17 protein-coding genes are annotated in these 16,321 nt (G+C 61.3%); 12 read left to right on the top strand and 5 right to left on the bottom strand.

Features of this window, described 5'->3' with window-relative positions; genetic code table 11:
* Position 1: 1 nt before the first annotated feature.
* Positions 2 to 919: a branched-chain amino acid ABC transporter permease gene (locus G6N78_RS22910; protein WP_165224354.1), complete on the bottom strand. Its 918-nt coding sequence runs from the start codon at positions 917 to 919 to the stop codon at positions 2 to 4.
* A 385-nt stretch (positions 920 to 1,304) separates the two neighbouring features.
* Between G6N78_RS22910 and G6N78_RS22905 the strand changes: the two genes are divergently transcribed.
* Genes G6N78_RS22905 through G6N78_RS22875 form a run of 7 tightly spaced genes read left to right on the top strand, consistent with a single transcriptional unit; the run spans position 1,305 to position 8,210 of the window.
* Entirely contained in the window at positions 1,305 to 2,513 is a 1,209-nt protein-coding gene (locus tag G6N78_RS22905; protein ID WP_165224351.1) for an FAD-dependent oxidoreductase, read from the top strand.
* A 33-nt stretch (positions 2,514 to 2,546) separates the two neighbouring features.
* On the top strand, positions 2,547 to 3,293 hold the full coding sequence (locus tag G6N78_RS22900) for a maleate cis-trans isomerase family protein (RefSeq protein ID WP_165224349.1): 747 nt from the start codon (positions 2,547 to 2,549) through the stop codon (positions 3,291 to 3,293).
* A 17-nt stretch (positions 3,294 to 3,310) separates the two neighbouring features.
* Positions 3,311 to 4,225 (top strand): polysaccharide deacetylase family protein, encoded by a 915-nt coding sequence (locus G6N78_RS22895; RefSeq protein WP_165224347.1) that lies wholly within the window; start codon positions 3,311 to 3,313, stop codon positions 4,223 to 4,225.
* Positions 4,222 to 4,944, top strand: coding sequence for a GntR family transcriptional regulator (locus G6N78_RS22890; RefSeq protein ID WP_165224345.1), 723 nt, complete (start codon positions 4,222 to 4,224; stop codon positions 4,942 to 4,944). Before G6N78_RS22895 ends, G6N78_RS22890 begins: the two co-directional genes overlap by 4 nt.
* A 31-nt stretch (positions 4,945 to 4,975) precedes the next feature.
* Positions 4,976 to 6,481, top strand: a complete 1,506-nt coding sequence (locus tag G6N78_RS22885; protein WP_234906021.1) for an aldehyde dehydrogenase — start codon at positions 4,976 to 4,978, stop codon at positions 6,479 to 6,481.
* 2 nt (positions 6,482 to 6,483) lie between these two features.
* A complete protein-coding gene (locus G6N78_RS22880; RefSeq protein ID WP_165224341.1) occupies positions 6,484 to 7,320 on the top strand; it encodes an SDR family NAD(P)-dependent oxidoreductase in 837 nt (278 codons plus the stop codon).
* Positions 7,321 to 7,355: 35 nt separating this feature from the next.
* Positions 7,356 to 8,210 (top strand): MBL fold metallo-hydrolase, encoded by an 855-nt coding sequence (locus G6N78_RS22875; RefSeq protein ID WP_234906020.1) that lies wholly within the window; start codon positions 7,356 to 7,358, stop codon positions 8,208 to 8,210.
* A gap of 98 nt (positions 8,211 to 8,308) precedes the next feature.
* Here G6N78_RS22875 and G6N78_RS22870 read toward each other — a convergent pair whose 3' ends face one another.
* Entirely contained in the window at positions 8,309 to 9,085 is a 777-nt protein-coding gene (locus tag G6N78_RS22870) for a GntR family transcriptional regulator (RefSeq protein WP_165224337.1), read from the bottom strand.
* 179 nt (positions 9,086 to 9,264) lie between these two features.
* Here G6N78_RS22870 and G6N78_RS22865 point away from each other — a divergent pair, with 179 nt between their 5' ends.
* Genes G6N78_RS22865 through G6N78_RS22850 form a run of 4 tightly spaced genes read left to right on the top strand, consistent with a single transcriptional unit; the run spans position 9,265 to position 12,309 of the window.
* Positions 9,265 to 10,011, top strand: a complete 747-nt coding sequence (locus tag G6N78_RS22865; RefSeq protein ID WP_165224335.1) for a maleate cis-trans isomerase family protein — start codon at positions 9,265 to 9,267, stop codon at positions 10,009 to 10,011.
* Positions 10,012 to 10,049: 38 nt separating this feature from the next.
* Positions 10,050 to 10,910, top strand: a complete 861-nt coding sequence (locus tag G6N78_RS22860) for an isocitrate lyase/PEP mutase family protein (RefSeq protein WP_165224333.1) — start codon at positions 10,050 to 10,052, stop codon at positions 10,908 to 10,910.
* An 11-nt stretch (positions 10,911 to 10,921) separates the two neighbouring features.
* The gene (locus G6N78_RS22855; protein WP_165224331.1) at positions 10,922 to 11,563 is read left to right on the top strand and encodes an isochorismatase family protein; all 642 of its coding nucleotides are present in this window, start codon (positions 10,922 to 10,924) and stop codon (positions 11,561 to 11,563) included.
* The gene (locus tag G6N78_RS22850) at positions 11,563 to 12,309 is read left to right on the top strand and encodes an SDR family NAD(P)-dependent oxidoreductase (protein ID WP_165224328.1); all 747 of its coding nucleotides are present in this window, start codon (positions 11,563 to 11,565) and stop codon (positions 12,307 to 12,309) included. The genes G6N78_RS22855 and G6N78_RS22850 overlap by 1 nt, the downstream gene beginning before the upstream one ends.
* Positions 12,310 to 12,494: 185 nt before the next feature.
* Here G6N78_RS22850 and G6N78_RS22845 read toward each other — a convergent pair whose 3' ends face one another.
* Together G6N78_RS22845 and G6N78_RS22840 are read right to left on the bottom strand one after the other, a co-directional pair.
* Complete coding sequence (locus G6N78_RS22845; protein ID WP_165224325.1) at positions 12,495 to 13,760, bottom strand: Zn-dependent hydrolase; 1,266 nt, start codon at positions 13,758 to 13,760, stop codon at positions 12,495 to 12,497.
* Positions 13,761 to 13,766: 6 nt separating this feature from the next.
* Positions 13,767 to 14,609, bottom strand: coding sequence for a BtpA/SgcQ family protein (locus G6N78_RS22840; RefSeq protein WP_165224322.1), 843 nt, complete (start codon positions 14,607 to 14,609; stop codon positions 13,767 to 13,769).
* Positions 14,610 to 14,635: 26 nt separating this feature from the next.
* Between G6N78_RS22840 and G6N78_RS22835 the strand changes: the two genes are divergently transcribed.
* Positions 14,636 to 15,532, top strand: coding sequence for a ribokinase (locus G6N78_RS22835; RefSeq protein ID WP_165224319.1), 897 nt, complete (start codon positions 14,636 to 14,638; stop codon positions 15,530 to 15,532).
* 7 nt (positions 15,533 to 15,539) lie between these two features.
* Here the strand turns inward: G6N78_RS22835 and G6N78_RS22830 are convergent, their stop codons facing one another.
* Positions 15,540 to 16,310, bottom strand: coding sequence for a glutamine amidotransferase (locus G6N78_RS22830; protein WP_165224317.1), 771 nt, complete (start codon positions 16,308 to 16,310; stop codon positions 15,540 to 15,542).
* Positions 16,311 to 16,321 lie beyond the last annotated feature (11 nt).

The raw sequence follows: 16,321 nt of genomic DNA, 5'->3' as shown, positions 1-16,321 counted from the left end.
ATCAAAGCTTTCCTTTGCCAATCGAGTGATGGCCGAGCAGCCCCTGAGGCCGCACGAAGAGGGCGAGCAGGAGCAGGCCCCAGACGACGACCTGAACCGTGTCCGCGCCGAAGAAATGGATGGTCAGCATTTCCGCGATGCCGATGAGGAGACCGCCGAGCACAGCGCCCCAGATCGATCCGAGCCCGCCGATCACCATGCCGGCGATCGCCTTCGAGCCGATCTCTTCTCCCATGCCGGGCGACACTTCGCCGTAGTTCAAGGCAAACAGGATGCCGGCAAGGCCGCAGAGAAGGCCGGTCAGCATGAAAATGACGGGCACCAACCGCTTTGAATCGACGCCGAGGATGTTGGCAGCATCCGGGTTTTCCGCAATGGCGCGCAGGCCGCGCCCGACACGGCTTTGCTTGAGGACCCAGTTCAGCCCGGCGACGATGACAAAGGCGACGACAAGACTGGTCAGTTGCGGTACGCGCAGCAGAATGCCACCGAGATCGATGGTCGTATCCCAGCTGACGGCGGCCATGCGCTGGGGATCCGTGCCGTAACCGATGCGGATCATGTTTTCGGTGATCAGCAGAAAGCCGAGGGAGCTGACGAGCGGGATGGCATGTTCGGTGGCGTCACCATACTTCGTCTTCATGTAGCGGAAGGTGAAACGCTCCACGAGAAGGGAGGCGGCAATTGTCACAACAATTGCTATCAACAGCGCCACTGGCCACGGCAGCGGTGCAGACAGTCCGAACGGAAGGCCCCATTTCGTCAGAGCCCATGCCGCCATACCCGAGAGCATGAACAATGTCGGGATCGTAAAATTCAGAAAGTTCAAGACGCCGATCGTCAGAGTGAACGCGACGGCGACCGTCACGTAGACGCTCCCCAGCATCACGCCGTTCGACAACTGCTGCAACAACAACACAGGCTTTTCCCTTCGGTCTTTGTATACAAACGAAGCGAGACAGCGACCATTAACAACATCCGATCAGGAATTGATATACGGTCGCCGAACCGTCGCACGCGACATTCAACTTATGAGAAAAGCGGTATTCTCCCTGTATAGGTCATGTACAAAACTTTCGTTCCCAGGTTCGAGCGCCTTTGGACGCTTCGTTTTATTGATAATGCACCTGCTGAGATACGCCGGGCTCTAAAACGCCACTGTGCAGCGGCGCCCAGCAATTCGCCTCGCCTTCATAAAATCGCGACATTTTCAAAATTGCCTCTTTAAATGTCGTGACATGTTGTACACAATGGTTTAGCACTTGACCCATGTCAAGGAAAACATTGACGGAGAACCAATGTTAATGAGGGCGAACAATAATCGCGTGCTGATCGTCGGAGCCGGGCCCGTGGGGCTGGTTTCCGCATGCTGCCTCTCGCAGGCAGGCATTCCCGTGACCATCATCGAAATCAGTCCGGATCTTCCCAAAGATCTTCGGGCCTCCACATTCCATCCACCGACGCTCGACATGCTGGATCGCTTCCAAATCAGTGAAAAGCTGGTCGAGAGGGGCCTGGTTTGCCCGAAATGGCAATTTCGCGACCGCCAGGAAGGCGTGATTGCCACCTTCGATCTCGCCGTCCTCAAGGGTGAGACGAACCATCCCTACCGGCTGCAATGCGAGCAATGGAAGCTTTCCGAAGAACTGCGTTCCGTGATCGAAAGCGACAGTCAGGTGGAAATCATCTATGGCGCGAAGGCCGTTGCCGTGTCCCAGGATGATGCGGGCGTGACGCTGACGATCGAACAGGTGGAAGACGGCTCCCATCGCGACTTGTCCGGACAATACCTCATTGCCTGCGACGGAGCACGAAGCGCCATCCGCAAATCCCTGGGAATCGCTTTCGACGGGCTGACCATTCCGGAGATCTTCCTATCGATGTCGACCTCGTTCCGGTTCGACGAAGCGATCGAGGATCTGGCGCCCATCGCCTACCTCACGGATCCTAGCGAGTGGGCGGTGCTTTTGCGCACACCGTCCCTTTGGCGGGTTCTGCTGCCGACGGACCCCAACCAGACGGAAGAGCAGATCAAGGCGCCGGCGGAAATGGAGCGCCGATTGCAGGCGCTCTGCCCAAAAGACGGGTCCTACGACATTGTCCATGCAACCGCGTACCGCGTCCACCAGCGGGTGGCTGCGACCTATGTCGCGGGCCGTGTTTTCCTCGCCGGCGACGCCGCTCACCTCAACAATCCGCTGGGCGGCATGGGCATGAATGGCGGCATCCACGACGCGGTCAATCTGTGCGACAAGCTGATCGATGTGTGGAACGGCAAGGCGCCTCTCGAGATTACCGAGCGTTACAACCGACAGCGCCGGAAGGTTGCCATCGAGACGGTTCAGGAGCAGTCGCTGCGCAATCGCAAGATGATGGCGGAAAACGATCCCGCCGCGCGTGCCGCCTATCATGACGAGTTGCGCCGTATCGTCGATGATGCGGCCAAACACAAAAACTATCTGATGCGGTCCTCAATGATCCAGTCGCTGCGCGACCTGGAAGACGTCGCCTGACCGCCGTTCTCAACATTCAGCAAGGATTTCATCATGGTAGACAGCCTGGGTTACCGCAAGAAATTTGGCGTCATCGCCCCCTCCACCAACACCTCCGTGCAGCCGGAATTCGATCGGATGAGTCCGGTCGGCGTCACCAATCATTTTTCGCGCATCACGATCCCGGATGATCCGGTCCACAGTGACGAGGACTTTCTAAAGCTCATCGACAATATTCGCGCGGCCATCATGCAATCGATCGATTCCGTGATGACCTGCAGACCGGACCATCTGGTGATGGGCATGTCGGCCGAAACCTTCTGGGACGGCCTGGATGGCTCGGTGCAATTGCAAAAACGCGTCGAGGAACGTGCCGGCGTGAAAGTCACGATGGGATCGGATGCCTGCCAGGCGGCCTTGGCCAAGTATGGTGACATCAAGCGGATCGGCGTGGTGACACCCTATATGCCGGTGGGCGACAAGCAGGTGATCAAGTTCTTCTCCGACTGCGGTTATGAGGTGGTGCACCTGAAGGGCCTGCAGTGCCAGAGCCCGATGCTGATTGCGCATGTGAGCGAGAAGGAACTGCGCGACAGCATCAACGAGGTGAACGATTCGAGCGTCGAAGCCATCGTTCAGGTCGGAACCAACCTCGCCATGGCCCGTGTCGCGGGCATTGCCGAATTCTGGCTGGACAAACCGGTGATTGCCATCAACACTGCAACCTATTGGTATGCGCTGCGCCAGAACGGCATTGAGGACAAGGTGCAGGGCTGGGGCTCGCTCCTGTCCGAGCACTGAGCGGAGCAGGCAGCATCATGCGGTATGACTTCATCCCGATCAGCGAACGCAAGCCGCTCCGGTGGCCGAACGGCAAGCGCCTCGCCATCATCCTGACGACAAACTTCGAGTACTGGGATCCCGTCCGCGAGACGGCCAAACCCTATTATCCGGGCGGACCGAGCATTGTTGGCGGCGACCTGCCCGGCAATGTCTACGACAATGCCAACTACACTTGGCGTGAATACGGCCAGCGCGTGGGCGTCTGGCGTATGTTCGACGTCTTTGATGCCGAAGGTGTTCCGTCCAGTTGCACCATGAATGCCAAGATGGCGCTGGAGCGCCCTCAGGTGGTTCAGGCAGCGCTCGACCGCAGTTGGGAGCTCGTTGCGCATAATTACGTGCAGAGCGAACTCCTCACCGACAACATGTTCGATGAAGACAAGGAGCGCGAGGTCATTCGCGCGACCTTGAAGGTGTACGAGGAGTTCTGCGGCTTCAAGGCGAAGGGATGGCTCTCGAGTTCCCTGCGCTCAACGCTCAACACCATCGACATCCTTGCCGAAGAGGGTCTCATCTATATCTGCGACCTGCTGAACGACGACCAGCCTTACATGGTTGAAACCCGCAGCGGCAAGCCGATGGTCTCGGTCTCCTACACGTCCGAAGTCAACGACTTCAGCTTCCTGCGCCAGGGCCTTGGCGCAGAGGGCGGCCTGGAAATGTTCAAGGAACAGTTCGACTGGCTGTATGCGGAAAGTGCCGCGACGGGCAAGTTCATGAACATCGGCCTGCACCCGCATGTCATCGGCCAGCCGTATCGCATCCGGGCCCTGCGGGATTTCATCCGTTACGCCAAGCAGTTCGACGATGTCTGGTTCACGACCCGCGAGGAGATCGCGACCTGGTACATGGACAATCACGCCCACCACATCGAGGCAAAGACGCGATGACCGAAGACTGGCACGATGATCTCGACATGGGCCAAAGTGGAGCAGACGCGGGGGATACGGACCATCAACGGCCGGTCGAAAAAGCCTATCAGGGAATTCGCCAGGCCATCCTCCGCGGTGAACTGAAGCCCGGCGATCATCTGCCGGAAGAGATGCTGGCTGCCATGACCGGCACCAGCCGCACACCGGTGCGCGAGGCGCTGCGGCGCCTTGCCACCGAAGGACTTGCGACGGTCAGCAACCGCCACCGTTTCGTGACCCACTTCTCACCGGAAGAGGTGTCGATCATCTTCGATCTTCGCGCGCAGCACGAAGCTTATGCCGCGTCGATTGCCGCGCAGAAGATCACGCCGGCCGAACTTTCCCGCCTCAAGCATCTGATCGACGCCATGGCAGAGATCGAAAGCGACACCAGCAATGCCGTGGCGGAGCGGTTTCTCACCCTCAACACCGAGTTCCACACCGTGATTGTGGATGCAACGCGCTCGGCGCAGTTGAAACGCCTGACGGCACCGGCGGCTGCCCTGCCGCTCATCCTGGTCAAACAATTCGTCATGGACCAGCGTGTCGATGTCGTCCGCTCCAATGGGCAGCACCGCGACATTCATGCCGCCTTGAGCGCCCGCAACAGCGAGTGGGCGGCAGCAGCCATGTCCGGCCACATCCTTTCGACCAAGCCAACGCTTAGGGACGCAAGCCGCGGCGGCAAACGGCAGTAGCGCTTAGCAAAAACAATTCGAGGAAATGCCCGTGCAGACGCGACGCAACGAAATCAGCAGACACCCTCTTGTTATCCGCGGATATGTCGGCGGCCGTTTTACCGACGCCTCCCCGACCGAAGAGATTGCCGTCATCGACCCCGCCACGGAACAACGGGTGGCAACGCTTTACGAGTCTTCCGCCGAGGAAGTCGATCGTGCCGTAATCGCCGCCCGCACGGCCTTCGACAGGGGGCCGTGGGGACGCGCGACCGTGGCCGAACGGCAGAAGGCTCTGCTCGCCATCCACGATGCCATTCTCGCACATGCCGAGGAGCTCGCATTCCTGGAGACGATCAACACGGGCATTCCGCTCAGTCAGACGCGCAATGTCCACATTCCCCGTGCCGCCTACAATTTCCGGTTTTTCGCCGAATACATCAATCAGGCCGGCGGCGAGGTTTTCACCCAGGAACCGGGCCTGATGAGCCTCGTGACCTATGAACCGATCGGCGTATGTGCGCTGATCGGCCCGTGGAATATGCCTCTTGGCCTGACCGCGATGAAAATTGCAGGCGCGCTGGCGTTCGGAAACGCTTGCGTCGTGAAGCCGTCGGAACTCACGCCTCTCACCGTGACGCGCCTGTTCGAGATCATCGAGGGCATCCTGCCGGAAGGGGTGATGAACCTGGTTAACGGCCGCGGTCCGGTCACCGGCACCGCACTCGTCTCCCATCCCGGCATCGACATGGTGTCCTTCACCGGTGGCACGGTCACCGGTTCTGCGATCCTCGCCTCCCTGGCCAAGGGCATCAAGGGCTCCGCCATGGAGCTTGGCGGCAAATCGGCCAACATCGTGTTTGCCGATGCCGATTTCGACCAGGCGCTGGATGCCGCTTTGATGAGTTCCTTCATGAACAACGGTCAGATGTGCCTGGCCGGCAGCCGGATCTTCATCGAACGCAAGATTGCGGACCGGTTCATTGAAGCCTTCTCCCGCCGGGTCCCGGCGCTGAAGATCGGCGATCCGATCCAGGAAGGAACGGAAATCGGCCCGATGATCAATGCCGCACAACGCGAGCGGATGGCCCGGTATGCTGAAAGCGGTCTTTCCGAGGGCGCTACTCTCCTTTGCGGAGGACATCGGTTCAGTGGCCTTGCCACCGGCTACTATTTCGAACCGACAGCCATGCTGGCGCCGTCGAACGAGGTCGCCATCTGCCGCGAAGAAATCTTTGGCCCCTTCGCCGCCATTCAGGTTTTCGACGAAGAGGATGAGGTGATTGCCAAGGCCAACGAGAGCGACTTCGGTCTCGTGGGCTATGTCTGGACACAGGATCTGCAGCGTTCGATGCGGGCGGCCTCTGCGCTGCGCACCGGCACGGTCCTGGTCAACACACCGATCATACGCGACCTGCGCACGGGGTTCGGCGGCTATAAGCAGTCCGGCCTTGGCCGTGAGGGCGCCAAGGGATCGCAGGCGATGTTCACCGAGATGAAGACCACGATCATTGCGCGCGCGCCGCGCACCCTTCCGCGCATGGGCGCAGGAGCATGATCATGGCAGGCTCCTACCCCTCCCTCACCGGCCGCCCGGCCATTGTCACGGGCGGATCACGCGGCCTCGGCCGTGAAATGGCATTGGCTCTGGCGGCGGCGGGTGCCTCGGTAGCCGTTATCGGCTCGCGTGCGAGCTCGACCCTTGACGAAACGGTTGCCGAGGCACGGCGCCGCGGGCGTGGGAACGCCATCGGCCTCGTGGCCGACGTCACGGATTATACCCAATGCGAGGCGGCCGTCGCATCGACGATTGCAGCCTTCGGGCGGGTCGATGTGTTGATTAACAATGCCGGCCTGGGGATGCGTCGCGTCTCCGAAACCTTCAACATCCAACCGACGCGCTTTTGGGAGACGGACCCTGAGGCCTGGCGGGACATCATCGAGATCAACCTCAATGGCGCCTTCAACATGGCGCGAGCCGCAGTCCCGCACATGGTTGCACAGGGCTTCGGCAAACTGATCAACATCTCCACCAGCGACCAGACCATGGTGCGCCGTGGCTATTCACCCTATGGCCCCAGCAAAGCCGGTCTGGAAGCCGCATCGCGAGTCTGGGCCCAGGATCTGGCAGGAACCGGCGTCGACGTAAACGTCTACCTCCCCGGGGGCGCTGCCGACACGGACCTTTTGCCGCCGAGCCCGGACAAAAAGGGCGCGGACGGCAATCTTCTGCCCGCCTCGATCATGCGGCGGATGATCGGCTGGCTGTGTGCCGACGACTCCAACGGCACCACAGGCGCCCGCTTCGTTGCCCGGCTGTGGGACGAGACGCTTCCCGCCTTTGAGGCAGCCTCTCGCGCGCGCAGCCCGTCGGTCGATAAACCGGCGATCATGTAGGGCTGGCTCAGATGCTCAGTTTCGGCCCTGCCCGCATGTCTGCCATAGGCGATCTCGATCCCTTCGCGCTTCCGATTGATCTGCTGTTTCCGGGCCGCAGCATCGAGACCTTGCGACCGCATGAAGCCGAACTCGCACCCCATCACGTGGACTTTGACACGGGCCGGATCCTGCTCGGCGTCCAGAGCCATCTCCTCCAGATCGGCACGCTCACCATTCTGATCGACACCTGCATCGGCGAACACAAACCGCGCCCGCTCCGCGCCGACTGGAATGCCCGTGTCGCCTCCGGTTATCTCGACAGGCTCGCTGCGGTTGGCCTCTCGCCGGACGACATCGATATCGTCATGTGCACGCATCTTCATGCGGACCATATCGGCTGGAACACCAGGTTGGTCGATGGCCGCTGGGTTCCGACCTTCGGCAAGGCACGATATCTGATCGGCCGGAGCGAATTCGACCACTGGCGCACCGAGGAGGAGAAGGCACCCGGCAGCCACAATCACGGTTCGTTTTCAGACAGTGTCATGCCCCTCATCGAGGCGGGCTGTGTCGATCTCGTCGAGGACGGATATGAACTGTGCCAAGGCGTCAACCTCATCGCGCTTCCCGGCCATACCGGCGGCCAACTCGGTCTTTGCCTCTGCCACCAGCAACAGCAGGCCTTCTTCTGTGCCGACGCTATTCACTCACCCGTGCAGGTGTTTCACCCGGACTGGGCGACCCGGTTCTGCACCGATCCGCAGGCGGCGATCGCCACGCGTCGTGGTCTGCTCGCACGTGCGGTGGAGACCGGTGCGCTGCTGATCCCCGCACATCTGCGGCACTTTTCGGCCATGCGGATCCTGCTGGATGTGGATGGGATCTACCGTCCGGAGTTCGTGCCATGAGAGTAGCGGTCAGGATGCCCACCCCGACGCCTCCCGAACAGGGACGACCTCCCGTCTGCCCCGCGATTCTTCCAGCCAAGGCATCCGGTTTCCGCACGTTACTCGGAGCCGGCTTCCTTGCTGCGATAGATGTGCATTCTGTACGCCATCTGGTCGGCCGGATGCCAGTTGAAGGACGCGATCAACACGCCCGTCTGCGTCACGTAACGGCGCAGCAGTTGCAGAGACCACGAGCCCGGCTTCAATCCCAACTGCCGGATGAACTCCGCCGGCATCGGCAGGGCGCGGATTTCCTGCACCGCCTCTTCGATCGGCCCATCGGCGTGACGCTCCAGAAGGGCAAAAAATGGGCCCTGATGATCGTGGAACTCAGCCACCACGTGTTCGAAGCGCTTCGGCACGTAGCTCTGGATATAACAGATCGGTTTGCCGCCCGGTTCGGTCCAGCGCACCCCGTTGATCAGGATCCACTCCTCCCCGGCCATGCCACCGACAAGGCCCGCCACATCCTGGTCGAGCACCACGGTCTTGATGTCCATCACGACGTAGTAGGTCTCGACGGCAACCTGGAACAGTTCCTCGAGAGAGCCGAACGACTGGTAGAAGGTGGCACGCGATGTATCCGCGATCACGCGGGTGCCGATCCCCTGGCGCCGCTCGACATAGCCGCGATCGCGCAGGTACCGCAACGCTTCGCGAATTGTCGTTCGGCTGCTGTTGAACTCGACCGCAAGTTCAAGCTCAGGAGGCATCAGGCTGCCGATCGGATAGACCCCTTCGATCAACCGATCCTCCAGGATCTTCTGGATCTGCGCGTATCGCGGCAAGCCGTCGCCAGCCTTATCAAGGGGGGTATTGTCCTCGTACGTCGTCATTCCGCACTTTCGTTTTACGCGCGTGGCGTCCGACCTTCATCGGATTTGCACTACATCATTTTTGCGGCGCGCAACACCATCAGCACCTAACCGGATGAAGACAACGTGCTCTTTGCCCACAAAGATATCGACATATACCGGATTTATCACCTATAATGTCTCTACATTTGGAGAAGCTGATGCCATCGCGTCATAAATCGGTCTATTCCTACCGGACAAAACTCGGGCTGATCACTCCGCCCACCAACACGGTGAACGAAGCTGAATGGCAACGCATGATGCCGGAAGGCGTGACCTTTCATACACATCGCATGGCCCTGCATCCGGACACGACCAGTGTCGAGGGCAAGGCCCATCTGATGCGAGATCTGGAAGCGGTCTTCGGCATGCTCAAACAGGCGCGCGTGGATGCGATTGCCTATGCCTGTACCGCCGGGTCCATGATCAACCCGGTGGAAAGCCTGCCTGAACACCTGACCCACACCACAGGCGTCACCGCCGTGACCACATCCGCAGCGATCATCGGGGCTTTGAATGCCCTCAGTTGCAGGCGTCTGTCGGTGGTAACGCCCTACCACGACCAACTGAACCACCACGAGACTGGCTTCCTCGAAGAGAACGGCTTTCAGGTGGCGAAGCTCATCGGATTGGGCATCGGTGCCGGCGGGCCCTCCGAATATGTGCGCATCGCCGAGACCCCGCTTGAGCGGATTGAGACGCTGGTGGCCGAATGTTTTGTGCCCGGCAGCGATGCCATCCTCATCACCTGCACGGATTTTCCGACGCTGCCGCTCATCGCGCGCCTTGAAGCGCGTTATGGCGTGCCGGTCGTCACCTCCAACCAGGCCACCTTCTGGGCGATGCTGCGTGCAAGCGGCATAGACGACCGCTTTCCCAATTTCGGCCGTCTGCTGGCAGCCCACTAACCTCACCTCAAATACAAGACCGACAGGAAGGAAACATCATGGCGGATCCCCGTCTTCGGCAGGCCCTCGAGGCCAAGGACTTCATTCTGGCACCTGGCGTCTTCGACCTGATCTCTGCGCTGATTGCCGACCGCCAGGACTTCAAGGCGCTTTACGTGACCGGCTACGGCACCGTCGCCTCCTATCTCGGTCTGCCGGATGCCGGCCTCGCAACCTATCGCGACATGGTCGAGCGGATCAGCCAGATCGTCAAGATGACCAGGACGCCCGTGATCGCAGATGCCGATACCGGTTACGGCGGCTTGCTCAACGTGCGCCACACCGTTCGCGGATACGAGGAGGCCGGCGTGACGGCAATCCAGATCGAGGACCAGGAGTTTCCGAAGAAGTGCGGCCATACGCCAAACCGCCGGGTGATCCCGCTCGAAGACATGGTGCGCAAGGTGAAGGTGGCAAGCGACGCCCGCTCCAGCCGTGATTTCCTGATCATCGCCCGCACCGATTCCCGCACGGGTCTCGGGCTCGACGAAGCAATTCGTCGCGCGGATGCCTATCGGGAAGCGGGAGCCGACGTCGTCTTCGTGGAATCGCCGGAAAGCGAGGAGGAAATGAAGACGGTGGCCGAGCGCATCAAGGCGCCGCTCTTTGCCAACATGGTCAACGGCGGGCGCACACCCCTTCTCTCCGCAGCACGCCTCAAGGAACTGGGTTATGCCATCGCGATCCACCCTGCCCTCGGCTTCCTCAGCGTTGGCGCGGCCTTGGACAAGGCGTTCAAGGATCTGAAGGCGAAGGGTGAAACCTCGCCGGATATCGACCTTTACTCCTTCGCAGAGTTCAACAAGTTGCTGGGTTTCGAGGACGTCTGGGATTTCGAACGCCGCTTTGCGGAAATCTGAAAGGGCACGTCATGAGTCAGGATCTCGATGACAACTACAAGGCAGCCTATTCCAACCGGGCAGGCTTCGGCCGTCGTCCGGCTTTGGTGCTGATCGATTTTGCGGAGGCCTACTTCGATCCCGACTGCGTCCTTTATGCCGGTGTCGATGCCGCTCTTCAGTCCGCTCTGCGGATCCGAGAGGTGGCGCACCAGATGGGCGTCCCGGTGATACTCACGGAAGTCACCTATCAGAGGGGTGGCCTCAACGGGGGCCGCTTCTTCGAAAAAGCAAAGCCCCTGGCGTCCTTCGTCAAGGGACAGAAGACGGCGGAATTTGCCAAGGGCCTCGTGCCGCGGGACGACGAGATCGTGGTCTCCAAGCAGTACCCTTCCGCATTCTTCGGCACATCGCTCGCCTCCACACTCACGGCAATGGGCATCGATAACGTGGTCCTGACCGGTCTCACGACAAGCGGTTGCGTGCGCGCCTCCTGCGTCGATTCCATGTCACACGGGTTCATCACCACCGTCGTACGAGATGCCTGTGGCGACCGGCATCCGGCACCGCATGAGGCAAACCTGTTCGACATGAATGCCAAGTATGCCGACGTGGTGTCGGAAGCGGATATTACCGCCTTCTTCCGCTCGCTCGGCACAGAGAAGGCTGCCTGATGCTCGATACGTCGAAAAGCCGCCGCATCGCGGTTTTGGGAGGTGCCGGCGGGATTGGCCGCGCGCTTGTCGCCCATCTGCTGGCCAAGGGCGACGAGGTCATCATCCTTGACCTTGCCGAATCGTTGAACCGGCATGCGCTGGCAACGAGCGGACTTGCCATTGATGTGCGCGACGAACTGTCAGCCAAGACGGCGTTCGCGGCACTCGCGGATCAATGGCCAAGCATGGACGGCTTCGTCAATCTTGCCGGTTACAACAGCGCGCTCACTCCCATCGGCGAGACGGAAACGGACTATTTCGACGAGATCACCGGCGGCAATCTGCGCGGGGCATTCCTGGCCGCGAAGGCCGTACTGCCGCTCATGGCAGAGGGTGGCGCGGTCGTGCACGTGGCATCGGGTCTGGCCGCGCATGTCCGCCCCGGCTACGGCGCCTACTCGGCCTCCAAGGCTGGGCTGATTGCGCTGACCAAGACATTTGCGGTGGAAAACGCACCTCGTGTTCGCTTCAATGCCGTTGCGCCCGGTCTCGTGGATACCGCCTTTTTGCGCGGCGGTACGGGTCGCTCCGCGGAGGATCGGGAATCCATCGTTCCACTGGACGCCTATCGCGCCATGACGCCGATGAAACGGCTGGCGCTGCCCGAGGACATTGTCGGCCCTATCGATTTCCTGCTTTCTGCGGCAAGTGGATTTATGACAGGACAAGTCCTGTGGGTGAATGGCGGCGGATACATGCCCTGAGGATCGCCGGCCATCGTCGTCTGAAGGCACACCTCTCTCCACTCTGCCATAGGTCGAACAACAATCCCGCCACCGCTCAACCCGGTCGGCCTCGGACCACGACAAGCGCGTAACCGCGTGGAATGGGCGCACCGCGAAGCTGATTGAGTCTCCGGTCGTGACTTCGCTCCTTTGTCGGGCTTCGTTCAATGCGCGGGCATGTCTTGCGAGACACTGACGAGATCCAGAACCGCAGCGGCCAGAAGTTCACAGCCGGCGACCGAATGATGCGGTTCCACATGTTCCAGTTCGTTGTGGCTGAGACCCTCCCGGCAGGGAACGAAAATCATCGCAGACGGCGCGATCCGGTTCATGAAGAGCGCATCATGGAATGCGCCTGACAGCATTCGTCGCGACGGGAGTTGCAGATGGTCCGCGCAGGCCGCCAGTCTCTCGACCATCGACGGTGGAAACGCCGCGGGCGGCATGTCGAAGATGCGGGTCACGGAGGCCTCGCAATCCAGAGCCGTGGCGTGCCGGGCGAACATGTCGGCGATCACCTGCTCCATCGCGTCGAGCGCGGACGTATCCGGATGGCGGATGTCTACGGTCAGGCGCACATTGTCCGGGATGGCGTTGACCGCTCCCGGCTGCAGGGACATCCGCCCGACGGTAAAGCGCGCCTGGTCGTCGCCGGGCATGATCCGCTGATAGAGATCCGCCAGCGCCTGCGTTACCGCTCGCATCGGATCTCGGCGAAACTTGAGCAGGGTCGTTCCGGCATGGGCCGTCTGGCCCGTCATCTCGACATCCAGCCACCGCGTGCCCTGGATGCCGGTGACGAGGCCGATCGGGAGGTCCTCGCTTTCCAGAAGCCGCCCCTGTTCGATATGCACCTCCAGATAGCCGTACAGCGGAAATCCGAGCGGACGCATGGTCGCTTCGGGCAGACCTGCGAGCGTCGCGGCAAGCTCGCCAGCGAACGGGGCACCATCGACGGCCCGAAGATCCTGCCAGATTGCCGGTATCTCTCCCGCCGAAAACGCCATCGATCCCATGCAGCCGGGCGCAAACCGGCAGCCTTCTTCGTTGGTAAAGGCGACGACCTCCACCGCACGCTCCGTTTCGATGCCTTGATCCTCCAGCGTTTCCAGGACTTCGAAGGCCGAAAGCGTGCCGAGCGCGCCATCAAATTTGCCGCCGGACGGCTGGCTGTCCAGATGGCTGCCGATCAGAAGCGGCGGCAGATCCGGATTGCGGCCTTCGCGGCGGATGAAGAGGTTGGCGATCTGATCCTGGAACACCGTAAAGCCGCGTCGCAGGGCCATCTCCGCCAAAAGCTTGCGCGCCTCCCGATCGAGCGCGGTCAGCGCCTGCCGGTTGACGCCGCCCTTGGGGGTTGCGCCAATGTCGGCAAACCGTTGTAGATTGGCAAGAAGCCTTTCGCCGTTGATTGCGGCACCGTTCATCATGCCGCCCTATCCTTCCAGACCGGGTTGCGCCGCGCTAACGAAGGAACGGACTCGGCTCAGTTCCACGGGGTTCCACCAGACGCCGCCCTGCTTCAGCGACGAGGCGACGATGACGCCCTGGGTGCGCTTCAGGATGTCGATGATATTGGCTTCGCTCACACCGGATCCCACCAGAAGCGGCAGATGCGTCGCCCTGCCGATCTCCTCGATCTCTTCCAGGGTCGCGCTGTTGCCGGTGCGCTGTCCGGTGGCAATCACGCCATCGGCATCGAAGAAGGCGAGATCACGGGTCAGTTCGTCGATGGTGCGGTCGGCGGTAATCGCATGGGCCCCATGCTTCACGTGGCTGTCGGCAAAAACCTTGATGTGCTCGGCGCGCAGGAGGGAGCGATAGCGCATGGCTTCCGCCGCGCGGCCTTCCATGAAACCTTCATTGGCCACATAGGCGTTCGCCCACTGGTTGACGCGGATGAATTTCGCGCCGCCCGCCATCGCAATGGCAAAAGCCGGGATGGGTGCATTTGCCAGCACGTTGATGCCGAGCGGCACGCCGATGGCACGGGCGATACGATCGGTCACCACGCTCATGAAGCCCGTGGTTTCCGGTCCGATATCCTCCGGCTTCGAGAAGGGAATATCGCCGTGGTTCTCGATGATGATGCCGTGCATGCCGCCTTCGATGAGCGCTTCTGCATCCCGCATGCAGGCATCGTAGATGGTTTCCATCGCCGCGCCGCGATAGCGCGGGGCACCCGGAAAAGCCGGGCAGTGCACCATGCCGATCAGCGCCTTCGGTCGGCCGAAGATTTCCTGAATGGCATTGGCGGCATTGTCGGATATGGTCTGCACGGTTCTTGTCCTTCCGAAAGTTTAGCATGCGTGCCTTTATCATCGGCAATGTCGCACTCGATGAAACCTATTCCATTTCTGCCCTGCCGGAGCCAGGCGTTTCGATCTTTGGTACCCAGGCTTCCCGCGATCTCGGCGGCAAGGGCTGCAACCAGGCGATCGTGATGGCCCGTTGCGGCGTGCCGACGACCTTCACCGCCGTCATCGGAGAGGACGACCGCGCGACAACCATTCGAGAGACGCTGGCAGAGGAGCCGGTGACGGCAGAACTGATCAGCGTCGCGGGGGTGGCGAGCGACCTCTCCATCATCCTCACCACGCCGGATGGCGAAAACTCGGTCATCACCACGCAGGCAGCCGCCGCCGCCTTCACACCGGACCATATCGCCCACAGCCTCAGAGCGGCAAAGGCTGGAGATCTTCTCGCCCTGCAGGGCAACCTCACCGAAGCTGCGACGTTCACGGCTCTTAAACTGGCCCGGCAGATCTCCATGTGCACCGCCTTCAATCCCTCCCCCCTTCAGCCGTGGTTTCCGACGCTCTGGCCCCTGATAGACATCGCCTTCCTCAACCAGAGCGAAGCCGCTGCACTGACGAACCGGACGGATCACGCAGCCGGTCGGTTTCTTCTGCAGCAAGGCGTTTCCACCGTCGTCCTCACCCTTGGGGGAGAGGGCTCGATGCTGGTCACGGCGGACACGGCCTGCCACGTGCCCGCAACGCCGGCCCCGGCCGTGGATACCACCGGCGCCGGAGATTGTTTCATGGGCACCGCGCTTGCCTCTGCCCTGCGGCGCAGTTGCGCCATCGACGAACAGGCGCTGCGAGAGGCCGCTCGGGCCTCCGCTATCACCGTCAGCCGCCGGGGAACGCGCCTGGCTTTTCCGACGGCAGAGGAGATGAAGGAGATCCTCTCCGCCTGACGTCACATCAGCGCGGTTCTGCGAGCCAGCCGAGAATGTTCTTCCACAACTTGCCATACCCTTCCCACTCGCAGAAGGCGGGCGAAAGCCAGTGAGGGCCGATATCGGACGTCCAGGCGGCCGTGCGGCCCTTGCCGAACGAACCGGTGACGAGCAGCGGGTGACTGCCCTGATCTTCCGGCAGACGGGCGACGACCTCGACATCGGCGCGCTCGCGCACCTCCACCTCGTTGACGCCGAGCAGCAGCGGCCATTCACCGGAAAGTCCTGCCACCGTCGGGTGATCGGGTTTCACGATGTGGGCGCTGGACCCTTCCGGAATTTCGACACGGTCATCCCAGGGAAGGCAGGTGACCGGCAGGGTGTCTTCCACCGGCGTGCGGCGCCAGCGGGCCTTGCCGTCGATGCCCTGGAAGGAGAAGTAGCCGCCAACCATCAGCAGGCCACCGCCCTTTTCCACCCAGGCCTTGATCAGCTTCAGCCGGTTCGGCACCGTCTTCGAATGCAGCCAGACGGCCGGCGGAAGCAGCAGCGAATTGGCGCCGATGTCGGAGAGGATGATCACGTCGTAAAGGTCGAGACCCGCCATATCGAAAGGGAATTTTTCTACCGCATCATGGGCGGTCATGTAGGTCAGGTCGTAGTCGCTGCCTTCGAGCGCCTTCACCAGCGGCTCTGCCCCGAGGTGGAAGGTCACGCTGCCGAACTGGTCGAAACCTTTGTAATGGGTGGCGGAGCTGACCCAGCTTTCGCCAACGAGAAGAACCTTTTTCGTCATGACTTTCATTT

It is taken from the genome of Allorhizobium pseudoryzae (assembly GCF_011046245.1).
In the GTDB taxonomy this organism is placed as follows: Bacteria; Pseudomonadota; Alphaproteobacteria; order Rhizobiales; family Rhizobiaceae; genus Neorhizobium; species Neorhizobium pseudoryzae.
This window is presented reverse-complemented; position numbering and strand designations above follow the sequence as displayed.

Excerpts from the sequence above, each read along its gene's own strand:
- G6N78_RS22845 (WP_165224325.1), bottom strand. The coding sequence starts at position 13,760 with ATGATGAACGGTGCCGCAATCAACGGCGAAAGGCTTCTTGCCAATCTA.
- G6N78_RS22890 (WP_165224345.1), top strand. The coding sequence starts at position 4,222 with ATGACCGAAGACTGGCACGATGATCTCGACATGGGCCAAAGTGGAGCA.
- G6N78_RS22835 (WP_165224319.1), top strand. The coding sequence starts at position 14,636 with ATGCGTGCCTTTATCATCGGCAATGTCGCACTCGATGAAACCTATTCC.
- G6N78_RS22865 (WP_165224335.1), top strand. The coding sequence starts at position 9,265 with ATGCCATCGCGTCATAAATCGGTCTATTCCTACCGGACAAAACTCGGG.
- G6N78_RS22875 (WP_234906020.1), top strand. The coding sequence starts at position 7,356 with ATGTCTGCCATAGGCGATCTCGATCCCTTCGCGCTTCCGATTGATCTG.
- G6N78_RS22870 (WP_165224337.1), bottom strand. The coding sequence starts at position 9,085 with ATGACGACGTACGAGGACAATACCCCCCTTGATAAGGCTGGCGACGGC.
- G6N78_RS22830 (WP_165224317.1), bottom strand. The coding sequence starts at position 16,310 with ATGACGAAAAAGGTTCTTCTCGTTGGCGAAAGCTGGGTCAGCTCCGCC.
- G6N78_RS22855 (WP_165224331.1), top strand. The coding sequence starts at position 10,922 with ATGAGTCAGGATCTCGATGACAACTACAAGGCAGCCTATTCCAACCGG.
- G6N78_RS22900 (WP_165224349.1), top strand. The coding sequence starts at position 2,547 with ATGGTAGACAGCCTGGGTTACCGCAAGAAATTTGGCGTCATCGCCCCC.
- G6N78_RS22880 (WP_165224341.1), top strand. The coding sequence starts at position 6,484 with ATGGCAGGCTCCTACCCCTCCCTCACCGGCCGCCCGGCCATTGTCACG.
- G6N78_RS22895 (WP_165224347.1), top strand. The coding sequence starts at position 3,311 with ATGCGGTATGACTTCATCCCGATCAGCGAACGCAAGCCGCTCCGGTGG.
- G6N78_RS22860 (WP_165224333.1), top strand. The coding sequence starts at position 10,050 with ATGGCGGATCCCCGTCTTCGGCAGGCCCTCGAGGCCAAGGACTTCATT.
- G6N78_RS22905 (WP_165224351.1), top strand. The coding sequence starts at position 1,305 with ATGAGGGCGAACAATAATCGCGTGCTGATCGTCGGAGCCGGGCCCGTG.
- G6N78_RS22850 (WP_165224328.1), top strand. The coding sequence starts at position 11,563 with ATGCTCGATACGTCGAAAAGCCGCCGCATCGCGGTTTTGGGAGGTGCC.